Annotated in this window: 14 protein-coding genes and 1 tRNA gene; 8 read left to right on the forward strand and 7 right to left on the reverse strand. The window is 35.8% G+C overall.

Translation table 11 applies throughout. The features are described from left to right. Positions 1-357: 357 nt before the first annotated feature. The 3 genes from QO182_RS03310 to rocD all read right to left on the reverse strand — a co-directional run bounded on the left by QO182_RS03310 (position 358) and on the right by rocD (position 4,242). Positions 358-1,461, reverse strand: coding sequence for a Fic family protein (locus tag QO182_RS03310; RefSeq protein WP_371559916.1), 1,104 nt, complete (start codon positions 1,459-1,461; stop codon positions 358-360). A gap of 526 nt (positions 1,462-1,987) precedes the next feature. Beyond that, positions 1,988-2,947 (reverse strand): arginase, encoded by a 960-nt coding sequence (locus tag QO182_RS03315; RefSeq protein WP_371537362.1) that lies wholly within the window; start codon positions 2,945-2,947, stop codon positions 1,988-1,990. Between the two features lie 11 nt (positions 2,948-2,958). Beyond that, positions 2,959-4,242 carry an ornithine--oxo-acid transaminase gene (gene rocD, locus QO182_RS03320; protein ID WP_371559917.1) on the reverse strand — a complete coding sequence of 428 codons (1,284 nt, stop codon included), beginning with the start codon at positions 4,240-4,242 and terminating at the stop codon, positions 2,959-2,961. 234 nt (positions 4,243-4,476) lie between these two features. Between rocD and QO182_RS03325 the strand changes: the two genes are divergently transcribed. The 4 genes from QO182_RS03325 (at position 4,477) to QO182_RS03340 (ending at position 8,121) form a co-directional block, all read left to right on the forward strand. After that, positions 4,477-4,929 (forward strand): Lrp/AsnC family transcriptional regulator, encoded by a 453-nt coding sequence (locus tag QO182_RS03325; protein ID WP_371537367.1) that lies wholly within the window; start codon positions 4,477-4,479, stop codon positions 4,927-4,929. 325 nt (positions 4,930-5,254) lie between these two features. Beyond that, positions 5,255-6,028 (forward strand): dienelactone hydrolase family protein, encoded by a 774-nt coding sequence (locus QO182_RS03330; protein WP_371559918.1) that lies wholly within the window; start codon positions 5,255-5,257, stop codon positions 6,026-6,028. A gap of 31 nt (positions 6,029-6,059) precedes the next feature. Then, positions 6,060-7,097, forward strand: a complete 1,038-nt coding sequence (locus tag QO182_RS03335; protein WP_371559919.1) for a DUF3667 domain-containing protein — start codon at positions 6,060-6,062, stop codon at positions 7,095-7,097. Between the two features lie 7 nt (positions 7,098-7,104). After that, entirely contained in the window at positions 7,105-8,121 is a 1,017-nt protein-coding gene (locus QO182_RS03340) for a M28 family peptidase (protein WP_371537374.1), read from the forward strand. Between the two features lie 224 nt (positions 8,122-8,345). On the opposite strand, the gene QO182_RS03345 is transcribed toward QO182_RS03340, so the two are convergent. From QO182_RS03345 to QO182_RS03360, 4 genes are all read right to left on the reverse strand, one after another. Next, positions 8,346-8,421 (reverse strand) — tRNA-His (locus QO182_RS03345). A 75-nt stretch (positions 8,422-8,496) separates the two neighbouring features. Next, the gene (gene bshB1, locus QO182_RS03350) at positions 8,497-9,213 is read right to left on the reverse strand and encodes a bacillithiol biosynthesis deacetylase BshB1 (protein WP_371542954.1); all 717 of its coding nucleotides are present in this window, start codon (positions 9,211-9,213) and stop codon (positions 8,497-8,499) included. Positions 9,214-9,288: 75 nt separating this feature from the next. Beyond that, positions 9,289-10,350 (reverse strand): isochorismate synthase, encoded by a 1,062-nt coding sequence (locus QO182_RS03355; protein ID WP_371559920.1) that lies wholly within the window; start codon positions 10,348-10,350, stop codon positions 9,289-9,291. A gap of 48 nt (positions 10,351-10,398) precedes the next feature. Next, positions 10,399-10,836 (reverse strand): PaaI family thioesterase, encoded by a 438-nt coding sequence (locus QO182_RS03360; protein WP_371542959.1) that lies wholly within the window; start codon positions 10,834-10,836, stop codon positions 10,399-10,401. Positions 10,837-11,150: 314 nt separating this feature from the next. Between QO182_RS03360 and QO182_RS03365 the strand changes: the two genes are divergently transcribed. From QO182_RS03365 to QO182_RS03380, 4 genes are all read left to right on the forward strand, one after another. Next, positions 11,151-12,665, forward strand: coding sequence for a hypothetical protein (locus tag QO182_RS03365; RefSeq protein WP_371559921.1), 1,515 nt, complete (start codon positions 11,151-11,153; stop codon positions 12,663-12,665). 305 nt (positions 12,666-12,970) lie between these two features. Then, positions 12,971-14,803 carry an endonuclease gene (locus tag QO182_RS03370; protein WP_371559922.1) on the forward strand — a complete coding sequence of 611 codons (1,833 nt, stop codon included), beginning with the start codon at positions 12,971-12,973 and terminating at the stop codon, positions 14,801-14,803. Positions 14,804-14,915: 112 nt separating this feature from the next. Further along, entirely contained in the window at positions 14,916-18,590 is a 3,675-nt protein-coding gene (gene purL, locus QO182_RS03375; protein ID WP_371559923.1) for a phosphoribosylformylglycinamidine synthase, read from the forward strand. Between the two features lie 355 nt (positions 18,591-18,945). After that, positions 18,946-19,206 carry a hypothetical protein gene (locus QO182_RS03380; protein ID WP_371542968.1) on the forward strand — a complete coding sequence of 87 codons (261 nt, stop codon included), beginning with the start codon at positions 18,946-18,948 and terminating at the stop codon, positions 19,204-19,206. Positions 19,207-19,594 lie beyond the last annotated feature (388 nt).

A 19,594-nucleotide genomic window follows, 5' to 3' on the forward strand; every position in this document is an offset into this window, starting at 1 on the left:
TACGAAATTTTCTACAAATAAAACACGTAATACACTGAAAATCAGTAAAATAAACCCTTAACTTAATGACATTGCGCGCTAGCGGGGGCCACAACTGTAGCTTATTTTACTTTTCCAAACATACCATTTAATCACGAAAATTCTGATTAAATAATATACTTAAATTCAAAGATAAATATAGGATATCAATGAACTTTACGAGAAACCACATTTACACTAAATAAACCATATATCCCCTAGCCCCGGGAGCAGTGAGAACCCCATGCAGGTAGAAAACTACTTTTAAGGAGGGTGGCAGTGCGACTGCAGGAAGCTCCTGCAACCAGGCGAATATTTTATTACGATAAATAATAAATCCTAATTCCTCTTTGCCTTCAAAACTTCTAATAATCTAAAGTTGAGATACAACTTTTCTTTACCTACCTGTTCGCTTTTTAAGAAGCCTTGATTTTCTAATTCCTTGAGGTAATTCCCCACTGTTTTTAGATTTCCTAAACCTGCTTTTTCTAATTGGTTTCTTTTAGTGTAGGGTAATCTAAAAAGTTCTTCCATTAAGTCTTTTGAATATATTTTTGGTGATTTTTGCTGTATTTCTATCGCCATTGTATTCATTAATTCCTCAATTTCTGTAATTTGAGCTCTTGCAGTTAAAGCCGTTTGCTCTACCATATCGAGCATATACAAAATCCAATCTTGCCAATTGCCTTCTTCAGTTACTTTCCTTAAATTAGCGTAATAGTTGTCTTTATTTTGTATGATATAATTACTAAGGTATAAGGCTGGTAAGTCCAGTAAACCAGTGATTTTAAGGTATAATAAAAGTATAATTCTTCCTGTACGTCCATTACCATCAAAGAATGGATGAATGGCTTCGAACTGGTAATGAATAATTGCCATTTTTATTAACGGGTCCAAGTTATCATCTGCATGAATGAAGTCTTCTAAATTTTTTAGCTTTTCTCTTATTACATTTCCCCCCTCAGGCGGAGTATACACTACGGTATTTGTTACAGGATTTTTTAATTGTGTACCAGGTACATTACGAATACTAGACTGGTTTTCTTTTATTATTTGAACTAATGATACAAATAGATTTGTGGTTAAAATAGGCCGCTTTTCAATTTGTTCTACTCCATACCATAAAGCATCTTTATAATGCAGTACTTCTTTTGTGGCTAGATTATCATTCTTTTTTTCTGCTATTGAAGCTCTGAATAATTCATCTTGTGTAGTAATGATGTTTTCAATCGCAGAACTTGCTTGTGCTTCTTGTAAATTGATAGTATCAATAAAAAGCGTTGGATTTGGTAAGTTGGTTATAGCGCCTTTTAATTCTGATAAAGCTCTACTGGCACTAATTGTCTTTTTTAATAGGATCGTATTCTCTATTTCCCCTAGTGGCGGTAATAGTGGTAAATTATTATAGGGTATTTCTGGATTATATATTGATTTATTGCTCATAATATTACTTTTTAACAAGGGCGCTACTTACCTCTGTATTCAACACGAGTGTAAATATAACGATTATTTATACTCGTTTGGCTATTTAGGGTAAATTTCACCCTCGTTTGATTTCCGTGTTTATTATAATTTGTTGAAAATAGCAACAATAAACTTTACGAGAAACCACATTTACACTAAATAAACCATATATCCCCTAGCCCCGGGAGCAGTGAAAACCCCATGGAGGTAGAAAACCACTTTTACTGGCAGTGGCAGAGCGACAATCCTCACCCCCAGCCCCTCTCCGAAGGAGAAGGTAACCAAAAGCTCCTGCCAGCATCTAGAAAAAGAGTTTGAAACCAAATGGGTAGTAACGAATAACGGGAAATAGGTCCTAAAAAACGCAAAAATAATCAGGAAAGACGGATAGCGTTTACATTACTAAAAAAGAAATGGAGAACTGTCTATACTGGTAAATATTAAAAAAGGAAAAGCCCAAAATCTATTTCCAGACTTTGGGATTTTATATTTGAATAAAAAAATGTTATTCGATGGGCAGAATAATAGTGGATGTAATTTGTTCCAAAACCTGGAAAGCGGTTTCGGCCATCTTGTTTCCTTTGGTGTCCAGCAGCGGGTTGACTTCCACCACTTCAAAACAAACCACCTTTCTGGATTTGATAATCTGGTTGATGATGTCGATTACCTCGTACTGGTCAAACCCTTTCGGTACCGGCGTTCCGGTTCCGTAAGAAATCATGTCGCAATCCATGGAATCCACATCAAAGGATATGTAAATCATATCGCAGGAAAGTTTCGCCAGCGCTTCACTAACGCAGGTTTTAAGCCCTCTGTAACGAACCTCCTCAACCTTATAATTGCAGATACCTAATTTTTCCATTAGCTCTAATTCGGGTTCTTCGGCATCACGAACCCCAAAGTAAATCAGATTTTCAGGAAGTATTTTAGCACCGGGACAACCGATATTTTTCATGTCCTCCCAATGCTGTGCCGTTTCAGGGGTAATTTCATTAATTTTGCAATCCAGATTATCCTCTCCAAGAGCTGCCGCCAATGGCATACCGTGAATGTTGCCCGAAGGTGAGGTATAAGGTGAATGCAGATCAGCATGCGCGTCAATCCAGATCACGCCTAATGTTTTAGTGGGGTAAACCGCTTTGATTCCGCTAATCGTTCCCAATGCCGAGGAGTGATCTCCCGACAATACTATTGGAAAATAATCACCTTCCAGATTGTGTTTTACCGCATAGGAAACCCGGGTGCATTGCTCTAGAACATGTTCGATTCTTTTGGCAAAGGTATTTCTGTTTTTATTGTATACCGATTCGTTATGCGTTTTTACATCTTCAAATTTAAATTGATTGAAATAATCACTGTTTTGATTGATGGCCGCAATTTCGATGGCGTCAATTCCCATATCGGAACCTCTTGTCCCAGCTCCGATATCGGATCGGTTTTTAATTAATTTTATAAATCGTTCCATAACAATTGGTGTTATTTGAAATCGTTTAATGCTTTTTCAATAATCACAAGACAGTCTTGGATTTGCGCTTCAGTTATCACTAAAGGCGGAGCGAAACGTATTTTATTTCCATGTGTTGGTTTTGCCAGCAATCCGTAGTCTCTAAATCTTAAGCAAATTTGCCAAGCTAAATCAGACTCTTCATCACAATCGATTACGATTGCGTTCAGCAGACCTTTCCCTCTTACCAGACTGATTAGTGAGTTTCTCGAAGCGATCTCATTCAGTCCTTTTCTTAAAATAATTCCCAAACGTTCTGCATTTGCTGATAAGTTCTCATCGCGAACTACCTCAAGTGCCGCAACTGCAACCGCAGCCGCAACTGGATTTCCACCAAAAGTAGAACCGTGTTGACCCGGCTTGATTACGTTCATAATAGCATCATTAGCCAGTACCGCAGAAACGGGATATACACCTCCTGAAATTGCTTTCCCTAAGATAAGGATATCTGGCTTCACTTCTGGTTTATTTTCACATCCTTTTTCACAAGAACAATTTCCACAAGTGGCTAATAATCTTCCTGTACGTGCAATTCCTGTTTGAACTTCATCTGCAATAAACAAAACATTATGAGCTGCACAAAGTGCTTTGGCTTTTGCCAAATAACCTTCGGTAGGAACATAAACACCTGCTTCTCCTTGAATAGGTTCTACTAAGAAACCAGCTATATTTGAACTTGATTTTAAAGCTGCTTCTAAGGCATCAATATCATCATAAGGAATTTTTATAAAACCTTCTGTGAAGGGACCAAAGTTTTTACGTGCATTTTCGTCATTTGAAAACGAAATGATAGTTGTCGTTCTTCCGTGGAAATTGTTTTCACAAACAATAATTTGTGCTTGATTTTCAGGAATTCCTTTTACTTCATAAGACCATTTTCTACAAATTTTCAAAGCCGTTTCTACCGCTTCGGCACCTGTATTCATTGGTAATACTTTGTCAAAATCAAAATATTTAGTCACATATTCCTCAAAAACACCCAACTGATCATTATGAAACGCACGAGAAGTCAATGTTAATGTTTGTGCTTGTTTTACCATTGCCCCAACAATTTTTGGATGACAATGTCCTTGATTTACTGCTGAATACGCCGAAAGGAAATCATAATATTTTTTACCATCTACATCCCATACAAAAACTCCATCTCCTTTTTCAAGAACTACCGGTAAGGGATGATAATTATGGGCTCCATATTTATTTTCTTTTTCGATTAACGCTTCTGCCTTTGAAGAGAGTGTTTGATGTTTTTGTTCCATGATATGTTTTATTTTTATGATTCTGAAATACAAAACTACAAATATTTTTGTCTTTCGCAATTAAAATCGACGTTTTTGACTTATTAACTACTCTATAAAGTTAATTTTACTAAAAAATACGGTTTTAAAAGTCATTTTACATAAATTAAATCTGTATTTCTAACGAAAAAAGGAAAAAAAACAATTACTTTTATACTTACTAAAATTACGCATTTAAATTTAAAAAAAAATTTCATGGATATATTAGATGAATTTGACATTAACATCATAAAAGAATTAGAAAAAGATGGTCGTATGGCCTACTCGGCAATTGCTACTACTTTAAAAATATCAAACACCATGGTGCACCAGCGCATCAATAGATTGATGGAGCACGGAATTATTACTGGTATAAAACCCATTATCAACGAAAAAAAAATTGGCTATGACTGGGGTGCATTTACAGGAATTACCTTAAATAAAGACGAGGATTCCAGCAGAGTCATTGATGAGTTGAAAAAAATCCCTGAGGTAACAGAATGCTATTTTATCACAGGCTCTTTTACCTTATATATAAAAATGATAGCAAGAGACCATGAACACATGAGAAAGTTGCTGTATGAAAAAATTGATACCATTCAAGGAATTGCCAAAACAGATTCCATGATTGAATTGGGGTGCGCCTTTAAAAGAAACATTAGCCTTTAAAGTTACAGCCAGCCTTTGTGGCTAATTAAAGACCAGCCTTTTTTTACCACATAGAAAATCATAGAAATAGCAATTCTAATTAAAAGAAATAATATAAAATGGTACTATTTTTTTTAAATAGTTTAGCCTTGTAAAAAGTAAAAGATTGATCATAATTTATTTAAAACCTTTACCCCTAAGCTCCTATCCACTAATAGAAGTTGCAATCAATAGTAAAATACTTTATTCTGTTGCTAAACAATTATTAAAAAAAATGTAAATTAGTAGGACTAATAATATTTCACTATTTAATTTCGGATATTTGTACATACAAATTTATAGAATTATGAAAAATATAAAATACTTTATTCTGGGGCTCCTTATCTATTCAAACAGCTCTTTCGCACAGTTAAAAGCGACAACTTACAAAGACGGAAATCAGGTTTTAAATGGTTTCAAAATTACGCCAGCAAAGAAAAGCAGTCAAAAACCCGGTATCCTTATCCTTCCCGCCTGGAGAGGAGTTGATAAAGCATCTAAAGATATAGCTGCTGATTTAGCAAGCTTAGGCTACTACGCTTTTATTGCCGATATTTATGGAGCGGGTAATTATCCAAAAGATAATGCAGAAGCGGGTCAAAAGTCTGGTTACTATAAAACGAACTACAAGGAATATCAAAAACGAATTTCATTAGCATTAGATCAATTGATTAAGGCTGGAGCCAATCCTGACAATATTGTAGTTATCGGATATTGTTTTGGTGGTACAGGTGCGCTTGAAACCGCTCGTGCACATCTAAATGTAAAAGGCGTGGTTTCCTTTCATGGTGGTTTAGCAAAAGACGCAGCAAGAACTATTGAACCTATCACAGTTCCTGTTTTAGTATGTCATGGTGCTGATGACCCGTACGAATCAAAAGAAGAAATTACCGCTTTCCAACAAGAAATGCGTGATACAAAAGCCGATTGGCAAATGATTTATTATGCCAATGCGGTACATGGATTTACCAATCCTGAATACGGGGATGACAATTCTAAAGGAGCTGCATACAATGAGAAAGCGGCCAAACGCTCTTTTGAACATTTAAAACTTTTCCTGCATGAAGTTCTGAAAAAATAACTAGGGTTCATAACCCCAAAATTTCTTTATTATGAGTAAAAATCCTCAAAGAAAAGATAAGACTTGCTTAAATTGCAGATATGTTGTACAAAACAGATTCTGCTCTAACTGCGGACAGGAAAACATAGACATCAGAAAAACTTTCCATCAGCTTTTTATCCATTTCTTTGAGGATTTAACCCATTACGAAAATGCGTTCTGGAAAACTATCAAAAACCTTATTCTCAAACCGGCAACCCTTACAAAGGAATACCTGTCCGGTAAAAGGTTATCCTACCTGGCACCGATACGCCTTTATATTTTTATCAGTTTCATTACGTTTTTCTTGATTGGTGTCTTTCCAGATAAAAAAATCGAACTCTCCTCTGACACAAACACAGAACAAACGACCGATTTAAAAATAAATAAACTTATACATCCGGGTGAACTAGCAAAAGACAATTTAGACTCCATTCAGAAAACAATCAATAAATCGGTTGAACTAAACGACCAAGCCGAAAAACCATTTAATTTCGGGATTAAAACAGTTAGAGAATTAGACTCCATTCAAGAATTTGGGAAAGTAGAAGACAAATACAGCAGTTTTGAATATTCAGTTATTAAAAAGGTCTTAACAGTGACCGAAAATAATACCGTAGATGAAATTGTCGAAAAATTCAAAGCCTCTTTTCTTCATGATTTTCCAAAAGTCCTATTTATTTATCTGCCTATTTTCGCTTTTTTTCTATGGCTTTTCCATAACAAAAAAAGGTGGTACTATTTTGACCACGGTATATTTACCCTTCATTATTTTTCGTTCTTGCTAGTACTTATTTTAATCCTGTTTCTCACCGATAAAATCTTTTTGTTATTTGAAGAATCCAATACTGCAAATTTCATAAGCGGATTAATCAATTTTGCAGGCTTTGGCTGGATGATCTATTATTTTTTCCCGGCACATCATCGTTTTTATGGCGAATCAAGACTCATGTCCTTCGTAAAAACCATATTTCTTTTTTTTATAAACTTCATTATAATAATTTTATTACTTTTATTGTTTTCCTTTTACACTTTTATAAATCTTCACTAAACCATAAATGAAAAAACTCCTTTCCCTATTTGTACTAGCCACTATACTGTCATGCAGTAGTACAAAAGTTACTGATTCAGCAGACAATTCTGATCCTACAAAATATATGAATACCATCACTGCAAATGAACTAAAAACACATCTTTACATTGTGGCAGCAGACGGAATGGAAGGTCGAGAAACTGGTTCTGCTGGCCAAAAAAGAGCCGGAACTTACCTTATCAATCAATATAAAAAAAACAAGATTTCTTTTCCAAAAGCCGCTAATGGCTTTTACCAAAAAGTTCCAGCTGCATTTTTGAACGCCAAACGAAATGAAAATCTACCTGACTCTGAGAATATATGGGCCTTTATAGAGGGTTCAGAGAAGCCAAACGAAATCTTGGTTATATCTGCACATTACGATCATGTAGGAGTTAAAAATGGGGATATCTACAATGGCGCTGATGATGACGGTTCAGGAACAGTTGCATTACTGGAAATCGCCCAAGCATTTCAACAGGCTAAAAAAGACGGTCACGGTCCTAAACGTTCTATTCTATTTTTACATGTAACAGGCGAAGAGCATGGTTTATTAGGTTCTAGTTATTATTCAGCGAACCCTCTATATCCAATGGAAAATACCATTACCGATATCAATATCGATATGATAGGCCGTCGCGATGTTGCACATGCTGACACAAACAACTACGTGTACGTTATCGGCGCAAACCGACTATCAACTGATTTAGACAACATCACCAGTGCTGCGAATAAAAAGTACGTTCAAATGGACCTAGACTATAAATACAATGATCCCGCTGATCCAAATCATTTTTACGAGCGTTCAGATCATTATAACTTCGCAAAGCACGGCGTTCCTTCTGTTTTTTTATTTAATGGTGTCCATGCTGATTACCATAGAAAAACAGATACACCTGACAAAATCGAATTCGATGCCTTGACAAAGAGAGCGCAACTAGCTTTTACTATGGCATGGGAATTAGCTAATAGAGAAAACAGACCTGTTGTAGATAAACCATAGATTTAGAATTTGAACACCTCCTCGCTTCCATTATCGTTATAGCGAGACTTGGTTTCGCGATAGGAATTGAGACCTTAGAATCTCCCAAAAAAATCGAAAGGATTTTTACTGTTGTCCTTGATACAAAATAAAAAAGAGCTTTGAAGTAATTTCAAAGCTCTTTTTTTATACTTCACTTTATTCCACAAAAAAAGCCTCGAATTTCTTCGAGGCTTTTGCCTTTTGGGTGGAAGACGGGGCTCGAACCCGCGACCCTCGGTACCACAAACCGATGCTCTAACCAACTGAGCTACAACCACCATAATGCTTAGCGGTGGCAAAGATACAACATAAGTTCACTTTTGCAAATAATTTTTTCAAAAAATTACATGAAATTTACATCAAATCCCCTAAACTATTGACTGCCAAATATCTTTCAACCGTAAAACCTTCTGCATAATCTACTCCTGCAAGTCTACCTAGGTCTTTCGAGCGGTAATTTAGGCTTTCAAAGAAGTTTTTAGAGCTAATTGGCGACTCCGGTTCTTTAGAATCCTTATCATAAAACTGAGAACCATAAGCCAATATCGACTCAATTTTTCTATCCGTAAATCCTGTAATATCCACGACAAAGTCTGGTTCAATGTTTTTCCATTGAATATAGTGGTAAACGACCTTAGGTCTCCATGCCACTTGCTGCTCTCCGTCTAGTTCCGTCTCTATCTTCCTCAGTCCAGATAAAAAACAAGAGTCAGAAACTAACTTACTCCCTTTTCCGTGATCAATATGACGATCATCAATAGCATTACACAATACAATCTCGGGTCTGTACTTCCTAATCATTTTTATTACCTCCAATTGGTGCTTCTCATCGTTAACAAAAAAACCGTCGCGCATCCCCAGATTTTCCCTAACAGAAACCCCTAGAATTTTTGCGGCAGCATTTGCTTCCTCATCCCTAATTGCAGCTGAACCTCTAGTCCCAAGTTCGCCATGGGTCAAATCAATAATCCCAACTGTTTTCCCTAAGGATATTTCTTTTAAAATGGTTCCAGAACATCCTAATTCCACATCATCTGGATGAGCTCCAAAAGCTAATATGTCTAATTTCATTTTTATGTTTTTTATATCTTTTTTTACTTCTTTTCTCTTTATTCTTTATTCTTTCCTCTTTATTCTTTCCTCTTCTTACAACACTCTTTTCATCGTCATTGATTTATTGACGCTCTCCTTCCACTCTTTTTCTGGATTGCTATCTTTTGTAATTCCACAACCCATGAACAAGTTTGCTTGATTGTCCTTGATTTTCATACATCGTAAATTCACATACAAATCAGATTTCAGAGTGGCTTTATTAAATCCTTCTTTGTTTAATTCTCCCAAAAAGCCACTATAATATTCCCTATCATAGCCTTCATTTTGCAAAATGAAATCCTTTGCTTGCTGTTTAGGTAATCCACAGACAGCGGGCGTGGGATGCAGAACAGAAATTACTTGTTTCAAATTTGAATTATCGTTTAATACTCCTTCAATATCTGTTTTAATATGAAGTAGCGCACCTGCTTTTAAGGCATAAGGACTTGAGATCGAAACTTCAGAAGTCAGGCCTTTTAGATTATTTAAAATAAAGTCAGTGACGAACTGCTGTTCTTCTATTTCCTTTTGCTCCCAGATTGCTTCTGCCGAACCCGTAATCTTTTGCGTTCCTGCTAATGCCATAGTAGAAAACTTCTTATCATCAGCTTTAAGCAATCGTTCTGGTGTCGCTCCGATCCACAAACCTATTTTTGGGTGAAACCAACAATAACAAAAAGCATTTGGATAGGTTTGAATCAATTTTTCAAACACAGAAACCAAATCAAAATTTACCAAGTCAATGGTTTCTTTCCTTGATACCACAACCTTTTTGAAAATCCCCTCCTCTATCGCGTCAATTCCTTTTTGAACCAGAGATTCAAAATGTTCTTGACTTTGTTTATTTTCAGATTCCATAAAATCAGAAGCAGGAGTTTCTTCGCCAGAAGGTATCAATTCACTCCATTTAATCGACTGATCAAATGGAATCAGTATCATTTGGCTACCTTCAAAAGGAGCAAAAACAAAACCGGCTTCGTCAAAATTTTCTGCAAAATACAAATGATCATTTTTCTGAAAATACCCAACTACTTTAATATTATCAGGCTTTTTGTAAAGTACAAAAGGTAATTTTTGCGATTCTTGTTGTTTTACTTTGATAAAAAAATCAATCATATTTACTTTATTGTAAACCGAAGTTTAATTAATAAAAAAGCCCCCCCCTTATTCTTCTTTTGTCTTTCGTTTAGGCAAAACCATATTGGTCAATTTGCAAAGTGAAATGAGAGCATCATTTTCATCAGTAATGCGTATTTCCCAGAGATGGATGCTTCGCCCTTTATGAATAATCCTTGCCGTCGCAGTTACTAACCCATTGCGTTTTGCCTTTAAATGATTTGCCGAAATCTCAATTCCACGTACTTCGCTGAGCTCAGGATTGATAAATAAAAAGGAAGCCGCACTACCTACACTTTCTGCCAAGGCTACTGAGGCGCCACCGTGCAACAATCCCATAGGCTGATGAACCGTTGGATTTACAGGCATTGTTGCTGTTAAAAATCCTTCGCCAGCATCAATATACGTAATATTTAAGGTTGCCATTAACGTATTTTTGGAAATACGATTACAGTATTCTAGTATTTTTTCTTTATCGAATGTCATGAATTTTATTTTATAGAATGTAAATTTATACAAAAGAGGAGAAACAAAATAGTAAAAACAATCTTTAGCATAGAATTAGCATCTGTTCACAACATAAATCAAGTTACTAGTATTGAATTTAAAAATAGTGATTTTTAATCTAACCCAGTAAGAACAATTTAGTTTTACTAAGGTATTCGTTGGTATTTTTCTTCTTCCATTGTTATAGAAAGTCTTTATTGTTTTCCATAAAGAAAGAGACACAACAAATTCTAATCTAAAAATCGTGAACAATCAAATTAGTTTTTTCTTATTTTTACACCAAATCAAACGAAATGCGTCCTCTCTCTCTATTGCTTTTTATCGGGTTATTATTATCCATTTATTCTTGTCGCTCTGATTTTGAAACGGTTGCAAGTACGGGAGATTTAGCTTTTTCAAAAGACACGATCTACTTGGATACCGTTTTTACAAATATAGGTTCCAGTACGTACAGACTAAAAGTCTACAATAAAAGTAAAAAGGACATTACTATCCCAACGATACATCTGGCTAAAGGATTAAATTCTAAATATCGCATGACCGTAGACGGAATGCAGGGAAGCGAAGGGAAATCGTTTACCAATGTTGACCTTCTTGCAAAAGATAGTCTTTATATATTTATAGAAACGACTGCACCCATTACCGATGCAAACCCAACCGATTTTCTATATACTGACCAAATTGAATTTGATGCGGGAACAAATTTACAAAAAGTAGAATTGGTTACGCTGATCCAAGATGCCGTTTTCTTATATCCAAAATGTTTTGCAGATGGCACTGAGGAAACACTGCCGCTAGGTGACGAAAAAATTTATGGCTTTTATTTAGATGAAAATGACCCCGTGAATGGAAACGAACTCGTATTTACAAATCAAAAACCATATGTTATTTATGGTTACGCAGCAGTTCCCACAGGAAAAAAAGTTGTTTTTAATGCAGGGTCTCGTGTTCATTTCCATGCTAACTCCGGACTTATCGTGAGTAATAATGCCTCAATAAACATCAATGGATCCAAATCGAATTCCCCTCTGTTAGAAAATGAAGTTGTTTTTGAAGGCGACCGACTAGAACCAGATTATTCTGATGTTCCCGGCCAATGGGGAACGATATGGCTTACAAACGGCAGTACTAATAATATCATAGACCATTTAACTATTAATAATGCTACCATTGGTTTACTGATTCAAAACAACAACGGAACTACAGTCTCTATTAAAAATACACAAATTTATGATTCGTCTAATTATGGAATCTTAGCCCAAACAGCAAAAATCAATGGTGAAAATATCGTAATTAATACAGCTGGCCTCGCGAGTTTAGCTTGCTCTTATGGCGGAAATTACAAATTCACGCATTCTACGTTTAACAATAACTGGAACAGTTCATCACAAGTGGCCGTTTCAATAGACAATTTTATTGTAGGGGCTACCCCCGAAGTCAAAGACCTCACACAAGCGATTTTTAACAATTGCATTATTTATGGTTCGTATTCGAATGAATTAAGTTTGACAAAAAAAACAACGGCCACATTTAACTATCAATTCAACAATTGCTTGATAAAATATGATACCACAACTACAAATCCTGATTACCAATTCACGACAGACGCCACTCATTATTCAGCAATCATACTAAATGAGAGTCCGAAATTTTTCAATTTAAAATTAAATAAATTGAACATCAATAAAACTTCTGGCGCTTTCGCAAGAGGGAATGCGGCCTATCTAATTCCCCTGGATATTTTAGGAAACACGAGAACGACACCTCCAGATTTAGGAGCGTATCAAAATATGGATTTTCCTAAATAAACTGGAACAAAATAATGATTTCTAAAACCTTAACTTTTACGCGCAAAACTTTTTTTCTTAAAGAGAGAAGCTTTAGTTACATAATAATGCTGCTTTCGCAAAAGGAGACTCGCTCTATTAAATAGGTTTTAAGATTCTTAAAAATGTACAAATCCCACCACTCTATCTAAATACATTTTGAAACATATATTTTCAATAAAAATAAAACTAAAGGTTACAATTCCTTAACATTACATGGTCCTAAGCACAGCCTTTCTTTAATAATTTCACCCTCTTAATTTAAATTTAATTAACACACTCTTTTTATGAAACAAAAATTACTTTTTCTCGCGCTACTATTAACTTTCGTGGGAAAAGCGCAAATCCCTACTGGCTATTACAGCGCAGCTACAGGAACTGGATATGCTTTAAAAACCCAGTTATATAACATTATTAAAGATCAGACAGACAAAGGGTATGCTGGATTATATACTACTTATCAAACATCAGACAGGGATTATTATTACGAAAATGACGGAACTGTTCTAGACATGTATTCTGAAAAACCTTCAGGTACCGACCCTTATAATTATTCTTCAACAAGTACTCAAAGATGCGGAAACTACTCAGCAGAAGGTGATTGTTATAACAGAGAACATATTATTCCGCAATCAACTTTTGGTTCTGCTTCTCCGATGGTTTCCGATGCTCATTTTATTACTCCAACCGATGGAAAAGTAAATGGACAGCGATCCAACTATCCGCATGGAACTGTTGCAGCAACAACCTGGACATCGCTGAACGGAAGTAAATTAGGTTCTAGTTCCGTTTCAGGGTATTCAGGAACTGTTTTTGAACCAATTGACGAATTTAAAGGAGACATTGCCAGAATGTATTTCTATTTTGCTACTCGTTATGAAACCACTGTTTCTGGATATGCCTACCCGATGTTTAACGGAACTAGCACTCAAGTTTTTACAACTTCCTTTTTAAACATGCTCTTAGCTTGGAATGCCTTAGACCCTGTTAGTCCGCGAGAAATTGCCCGTAACAATGCTATTTACGCTACTCAAAATAATAGAAACCCTTACATTGACCATCCTGAATATGTTCAGCAAGTATGGAATCCAACAGCGGATACTCAAGCACCTTCAACTCCTACGAATTTAGTGTCTTCAGGAACAACTCAAACTACCACTAATTTATCTTGGACTGGCTCAACTGATAACGTAGCCGTAACAGGGTACAATGTTTACCAAGGAACAAGCTTAAAAACTACCGTTACTGGAACTTCATATACTTTTACTGGGTTAACAGCTGCTACAGCTTACACTTTTTCAATAAAAGCAAAAGATGCCGCAGGAAACATTTCGGCTTCAAGCAACTCCGTAAATAGTACTACTACAGCAGCCGCGGGCTCAACAACTGAACTATTGTTTTCAGAGTATATTGAAGGCTCTTCAAACAACAAAGCGCTTGAGATTTCAAATGCTACAGGTATCGCCATTAATCTATCTGTTTACAGTGTAAAAAAACAAACTAACGGTGCTGGATCTTGGAGCTCAGGAATCACCTTAAGCGGAACATTAAATAACGGAAGTAAATTTACTTTGGTAAACAGTTCTATGTCATCAAGCTGTTATCCTACAAGTTCAGCCAACATTTCTACTACTGCGGCCGAAATGACTTTCAATGGTAATGATGCCATCGGTTTATTTAAAAACGGAGTACTTATCGACATCATTGGAACGTTCAATGGTGGTACTGCAAACTTTGCCGCCGATGTAACCTTAAGAAGAAAAGCAACCGTAACAGGCCCAAAAACAACTTTTAATAAAACAGCTGAATGGGATTCTTATGCGGCAGATACTTGTAATAATCTTGGAAGCAAAATAAGTTCTCAAAGGGTAAAAGAAGAAATAGTTATAGATGGAAACGATATCACCATATACCCAAACCCTTCTGATGGTAACTTTATTATAGACAATTCAAACAAAGCCTTTTCTGTTGAAATTTATACTATTTTAGGACAAAAAGTTTTTGAAAAAAATAATACTAACGGAACACCTTTATCAATTTCACACCTGAACAAAGGACTGTATTTGATAAAAATAACGGATGACACAAAAACTTCTATTAAAAAGATCATTGTCAACTAGTTGACACAAAAATAACATCCATTTTAAAAGCGGCAATTATGCCGCTTTTTTTATTAGAAATTTTAATCTTAATTGACTAAATTTGCACCGTAATACAACAAACGACACAACAATGATCCATTTCTTTGAAAACCAAAGCAAAGCAATTTTTGCAGTACAAACGCAAGGCGAAATTTTAGCTCAAGACATTTCAAAATTAAACTGGCTTTTTGCCGACTCAAATAAAATCGAAAAATCCGTACTGACGGATTTTTTTGTTGGTCCCCGCGCCGCAATGGTAACTCCCTGGAGTACTAACGCCGTAGAAATTACCCAAAATATGGCAATTTCAGGAATCATCAGAATTGAGGAGTTTCATTATACTACAGCTGATGCTGAAGATTTTGACCCAATGCTTTCGCAAAAATACTCCGAGTTAAATCAAACTATTTTTACCATCGATATCGCACCAGAAGCAATTTTGGATATTGATGATATTGCGGCATACAACAAGCAAGAAGGATTGTCTTTAAGCCCAGAAGAAGTAGAGTACCTAGATAATTTAGCCGTTAAATTAGGTAGAAAACTAACTGATTCTGAAATATTTGGTTTCTCACAAGCTAATTCAGAGCACTGTCGTCACAAGATTTTCAATGGAAAATTTGTTATCGATGGCGTAGAAAAAGAATCTTCTTTATTCAAAATGATTAAGAAAACATCATTAGAAAATCCTAACGACATCGTTTCAGCATACAAAGACAATGTGGCTTTTGTAAAAGGGCCTCGTGTAGAACAATTTGCTCCAAAAAGCGCAGACAAACCTGATTTCTATCAAGTAACAGAATTTGATTCAGTTATTTCCTTAAAAGCAGAAACACATAATTTCCCAACTACAGTGGAGCCTTTCAACGGTGCTGCAACTGGTTCAGGTGGAGAAATTAGAGACCGTCTAGCGGGTGGACAAGGTTCATTGCCTATGGCAGGAACGGCAGTTTACATGACTTCTTATTCTCGTCTAGAAGCCCAGTTCGACTCCGCTCAGGGTAACAGACCATGGGAAAATGGAATGGCCGAAAGAAAATGGTTGTACCAAACACCAATGGATATCTTAATAAAAGCCTCTAACGGTGCTTCTGATTTTGGAAACAAATTCGGACAACCGCTTATTACAGGTTCTGTCCTTACTTTCGAACACGAAGAAGATGCCCGTAAATTAGGTTTCGACAAAGTGATTATGCAAGCGGGTGGAATTGGTTACGGAAAATTAGAGCAAGCCATTAAAAAAACACCGCAAACAGGAGACAAAATCGTTATCCTAGGTGGAGAAAATTATAGAATAGGAATGGGTGGAGCTGCAGTTTCTTCTGCAGATACAGGCGCTTTTAGTTCTGGTATCGAGTTAAATGCAATCCAACGTTCGAATCCAGAAATGCAAAAAAGAGTTGCCAATGCCATTCGTGGATTGGTAGAAAGCAATGAAAATCCAATCGTATCTATTCACGATCACGGAGCTGGAGGACACTTAAACTGTCTTTCAGAATTAGTGGAAGACACAGGAGGTTTAATTGATTTAGACAAATTGCCTGTGGGTGACCCTACCCTTTCGGCGAAAGAGATTATCGGTAACGAATCTCAAGAAAGAATGGGATTAGTTATTGGTCAGAAAGACATTGACACCTTACAAAAAATTGCTGATAGAGAGCGCGCTCCTATGTACCAAGTAGGTGACGTAACTGGAGACCATCGTTTTACTTTCGAATCAAAAACTACAGGTGCTAAACCAATGGATTTTGCTTTGGAAGACTTTTTTGGAAGTTCGCCAAAAGTAGTTATGACCGATACAACAATCGATAGAAAATATGCTGATTTAGACTATAACGTAAAAAACATATCAACCTATCTGGAACAGGTGCTTCAACTGGAAGCTGTGGCTTGTAAAGACTGGTTGACAAATAAAGTGGACCGTTGTGTAGGTGGAAAAGTAGCCAAACAACAAACTGCAGGACCATTGCAATTGCCATTGAATAATTGTGGTGTAATGGCTTTAGATTACAACGGGAAAGAAGGAATTGCAACTTCTATAGGGCATTCGCCTGTAGCGGCCTTACTTGACCCTGTTGCAGGAAGTAGAACTGCTATTGCTGAGGCTTTATCAAATATCGTTTGGGCACCAATAAAAGATGGTTTGGACGGAATTTCACTTTCGGCTAACTGGATGTGGGCTTGTAAAAACGAAGGAGAAGATGCTCGTTTGTACGCTGCCGTAGAAAGTTGTTCGAATTTTGCAATCGAATTAGGGATCAATATTCCAACAGGAAAAGATTCACTTTCGATGAAACAAAAATATCCAAATGAAGAAGTAATTGCGCCAGGAACGGTTATTATTTCAGCAGGTGGAAATTGTACTGACATTAGAAAAGTGGTAGAACCCGTTTTACAAAGAGATGGTGGTTCTATCTATTATATCAATTTATCGCAAGATGAATACAAACTAGGTGGTTCTTCGCTTGCACAAACGTTGAACACGATTGGGAAAGAGGCACCAACGATTAAAGATGCAGCTTTCTTCAAAAGAGCCTTCAATACGATGCAGGAATTAATCCTAGAAGACAATATTCTTGCTGGACACGACATAGGAAGTGGTGGCTTGATCACTACCCTACTGGAAATGTGTTTTGCTGATAATAATTTAGGAGCTAAAATAAACTTCTCTGTTTTTGAAGAGAAAGATATCATCAAATATCTGTTTGCTGAGAACATCGGAATCGTTTTCCAAGCAAAAGACGATGCTGCATTAGAAAACAAACTAAACGCAAACAACGTTGCTTTCTACAAAATGGGAACGGTAACTACCGAAGCCACTTTAGACTTTGGTCCTTGCAAATTAGACATTGCTAAATACAGAGACATTTGGTTTAAAACATCCTTTTTATTAGACCAAAAACAATCTAAAAACGGAATGGCGCAAGCACGTTTTGACAATTACAAAAACCAAGCGTTAAACTATACTTTTCCAACCCATTTCACTGGAAAAAAACCTGTCATCTCGAGCGGAGTCGAGAGACCAAAAGCGGCAATTATCCGTGAAAAAGGAAGTAACTCAGAACGCGAAATGGCAAACGCCATGTACCTAGCCGGTTTTGATGTAAAAGATGTTCACATGACTGATTTGATTTCAGGTCGTGAGACATTAGAAGACATTCAGTTCATAGGAGCTGTGGGAGGTTTCTCTAACTCAGACGTATTGGGTTCTGCCAAAGGTTGGGCGGGCGCTTTTAAATACAATGAAAAAGCAAATACTGCCTTGAAAAACTTCTTCAAACGTGAAGATACTTTATCAGTAGGAATTTGTAACGGTTGTCAGTTGTTTATGGAACTCGAAGTAATCAATCCAGAGCACGAAGTTCACGGAAAAATGTTACACAACGAAAGCCACAAACACGAAAGTATCTTTACTTCAGTAACGGTACAGGATAACAAATCAGTGATGCTGTCTACATTAGCAGGAAGCACATTAGGAGTTTGGGTTTCACATGGAGAAGGAAAATTCAACTTACCAATGGGCGAAGAAAATTATAACATCGTTGCTAAATACGGTTATGAAGGATATCCAGCAAACCCAAATGGTTCTGATTTTAACACAGCCATGCTTTGCGATACAACGGGTCGTCACCTAGTAATGATGCCACACATTGAGCGTTCTACTTTCCAGTGGAACTGGGCACATTATCCAAAGGATAGAAACGATGAAGTTTCGCCTTGGCACGAAGCCTTTGTAAATGCTAAAAAATGGATTGACAAAAAATAAATTGTAGTGATTTTTTTATATATAAAGCGTTCTCGAAAGAGAGCGCTTTTTTTTGTGGAGTCTATTTAAATTATTTTGGGCGTGACCGCAAGGGTCAGGCTATTCGCTACAATCTCCCGAAAAAAAAATCGGGAGGATTTTCGCTGCTATCCTTCACGCACTTCAAACAAGCTATGCACTGTTCAGATTATTTACCCAATAAAATAATTTGTAAAATTAATTAGTATATTTTAGTAGTTGGTAAAACGACCATTTTCAAAATAGGAGATCAATAAAATACAAAACGCAATAGATTAAAAGGTTTGTAGAAATTTAAGAGTAACACAAGCAGCAACTTAAAAATAAAATTAGATTAATGAAACCTGAAAACTTAACAGAATTAAATGACCAAAAACTTTTGGAGAAAATGAAAAAAGTAAAAAACAATAAAATAATTGACGCTACAATTATTGGAGTTACTATTGGAATTGTATGTTACAGTGCAGTAAAAAATGGTTTTGGTTTTTTTACTTTCTTTCCTTTAATTATTACCTATGTAATTATTAGAAATTCAACAAACAATAAGCTTTTAGAAAACGAAATACAAAAAGAATTAAAAGCGCGAAATTTAGAATAAAAAATTACCTCAAAGTTTTTACAACTTCAAAGTAAGACGAATCATTATTATATTAAGAAACTTCAGCTTACCGCATTTTGGCATCATACTTTAGTTTTATTCCTAAAAAAATAATTGCCTCATTAATTTAATCAAACATCTATTATTTTATTCAAAATATAGTTTTAATTTAATATTTTTGAATAATTTATTATTACATCTATTCCATGAGACAATTGTAAATCATTTGCTAAAAGGAAAGATTAAAAAAAAATATAAATTTGATTTAATCCCGAATATGCAGTACAAAATGATTTTCATAGCTGATTTAAATCACTTTCTGTTGAATATAAAATTAGCTCTTTATAATTTTAAAGATGCTATTTTGTTGGTTTATAAAAAACACTTT

Origin of the sequence: Flavobacterium sp. Arc2 (assembly GCF_041431385.1) — a bacterium.
Classification (GTDB): domain Bacteria; phylum Bacteroidota; class Bacteroidia; order Flavobacteriales; family Flavobacteriaceae; genus Flavobacterium.

What these genes read in the sequence shown, in the direction of transcription:
- QO182_RS03310 (WP_371559916.1), bottom strand. Translation starts at nt 1,461, where the DNA reads ATGAGCAATAAATCAATATATAATCCAGAAATACCCTATAATAATTTA.
- QO182_RS03315 (WP_371537362.1), bottom strand. Translation starts at nt 2,947, where the DNA reads ATGGAACGATTTATAAAATTAATTAAAAACCGATCCGATATCGGAGCT.
- rocD (WP_371559917.1), bottom strand. Translation starts at nt 4,242, where the DNA reads ATGGAACAAAAACATCAAACACTCTCTTCAAAGGCAGAAGCGTTAATC.
- QO182_RS03325 (WP_371537367.1), top strand. Translation starts at nt 4,477, where the DNA reads ATGGATATATTAGATGAATTTGACATTAACATCATAAAAGAATTAGAA.
- QO182_RS03330 (WP_371559918.1), top strand. Translation starts at nt 5,255, where the DNA reads ATGAAAAATATAAAATACTTTATTCTGGGGCTCCTTATCTATTCAAAC.
- QO182_RS03335 (WP_371559919.1), top strand. Translation starts at nt 6,060, where the DNA reads ATGAGTAAAAATCCTCAAAGAAAAGATAAGACTTGCTTAAATTGCAGA.
- QO182_RS03340 (WP_371537374.1), top strand. Translation starts at nt 7,105, where the DNA reads ATGAAAAAACTCCTTTCCCTATTTGTACTAGCCACTATACTGTCATGC.
- bshB1 (WP_371542954.1), bottom strand. Translation starts at nt 9,213, where the DNA reads ATGAAATTAGACATATTAGCTTTTGGAGCTCATCCAGATGATGTGGAA.
- QO182_RS03355 (WP_371559920.1), bottom strand. Translation starts at nt 10,350, where the DNA reads ATGATTGATTTTTTTATCAAAGTAAAACAACAAGAATCGCAAAAATTA.
- QO182_RS03360 (WP_371542959.1), bottom strand. Translation starts at nt 10,836, where the DNA reads ATGACATTCGATAAAGAAAAAATACTAGAATACTGTAATCGTATTTCC.
- QO182_RS03365 (WP_371559921.1), top strand. Translation starts at nt 11,151, where the DNA reads ATGCGTCCTCTCTCTCTATTGCTTTTTATCGGGTTATTATTATCCATT.
- QO182_RS03370 (WP_371559922.1), top strand. Translation starts at nt 12,971, where the DNA reads ATGAAACAAAAATTACTTTTTCTCGCGCTACTATTAACTTTCGTGGGA.
- purL (WP_371559923.1), top strand. Translation starts at nt 14,916, where the DNA reads ATGATCCATTTCTTTGAAAACCAAAGCAAAGCAATTTTTGCAGTACAA.
- QO182_RS03380 (WP_371542968.1), top strand. Translation starts at nt 18,946, where the DNA reads ATGAAACCTGAAAACTTAACAGAATTAAATGACCAAAAACTTTTGGAG.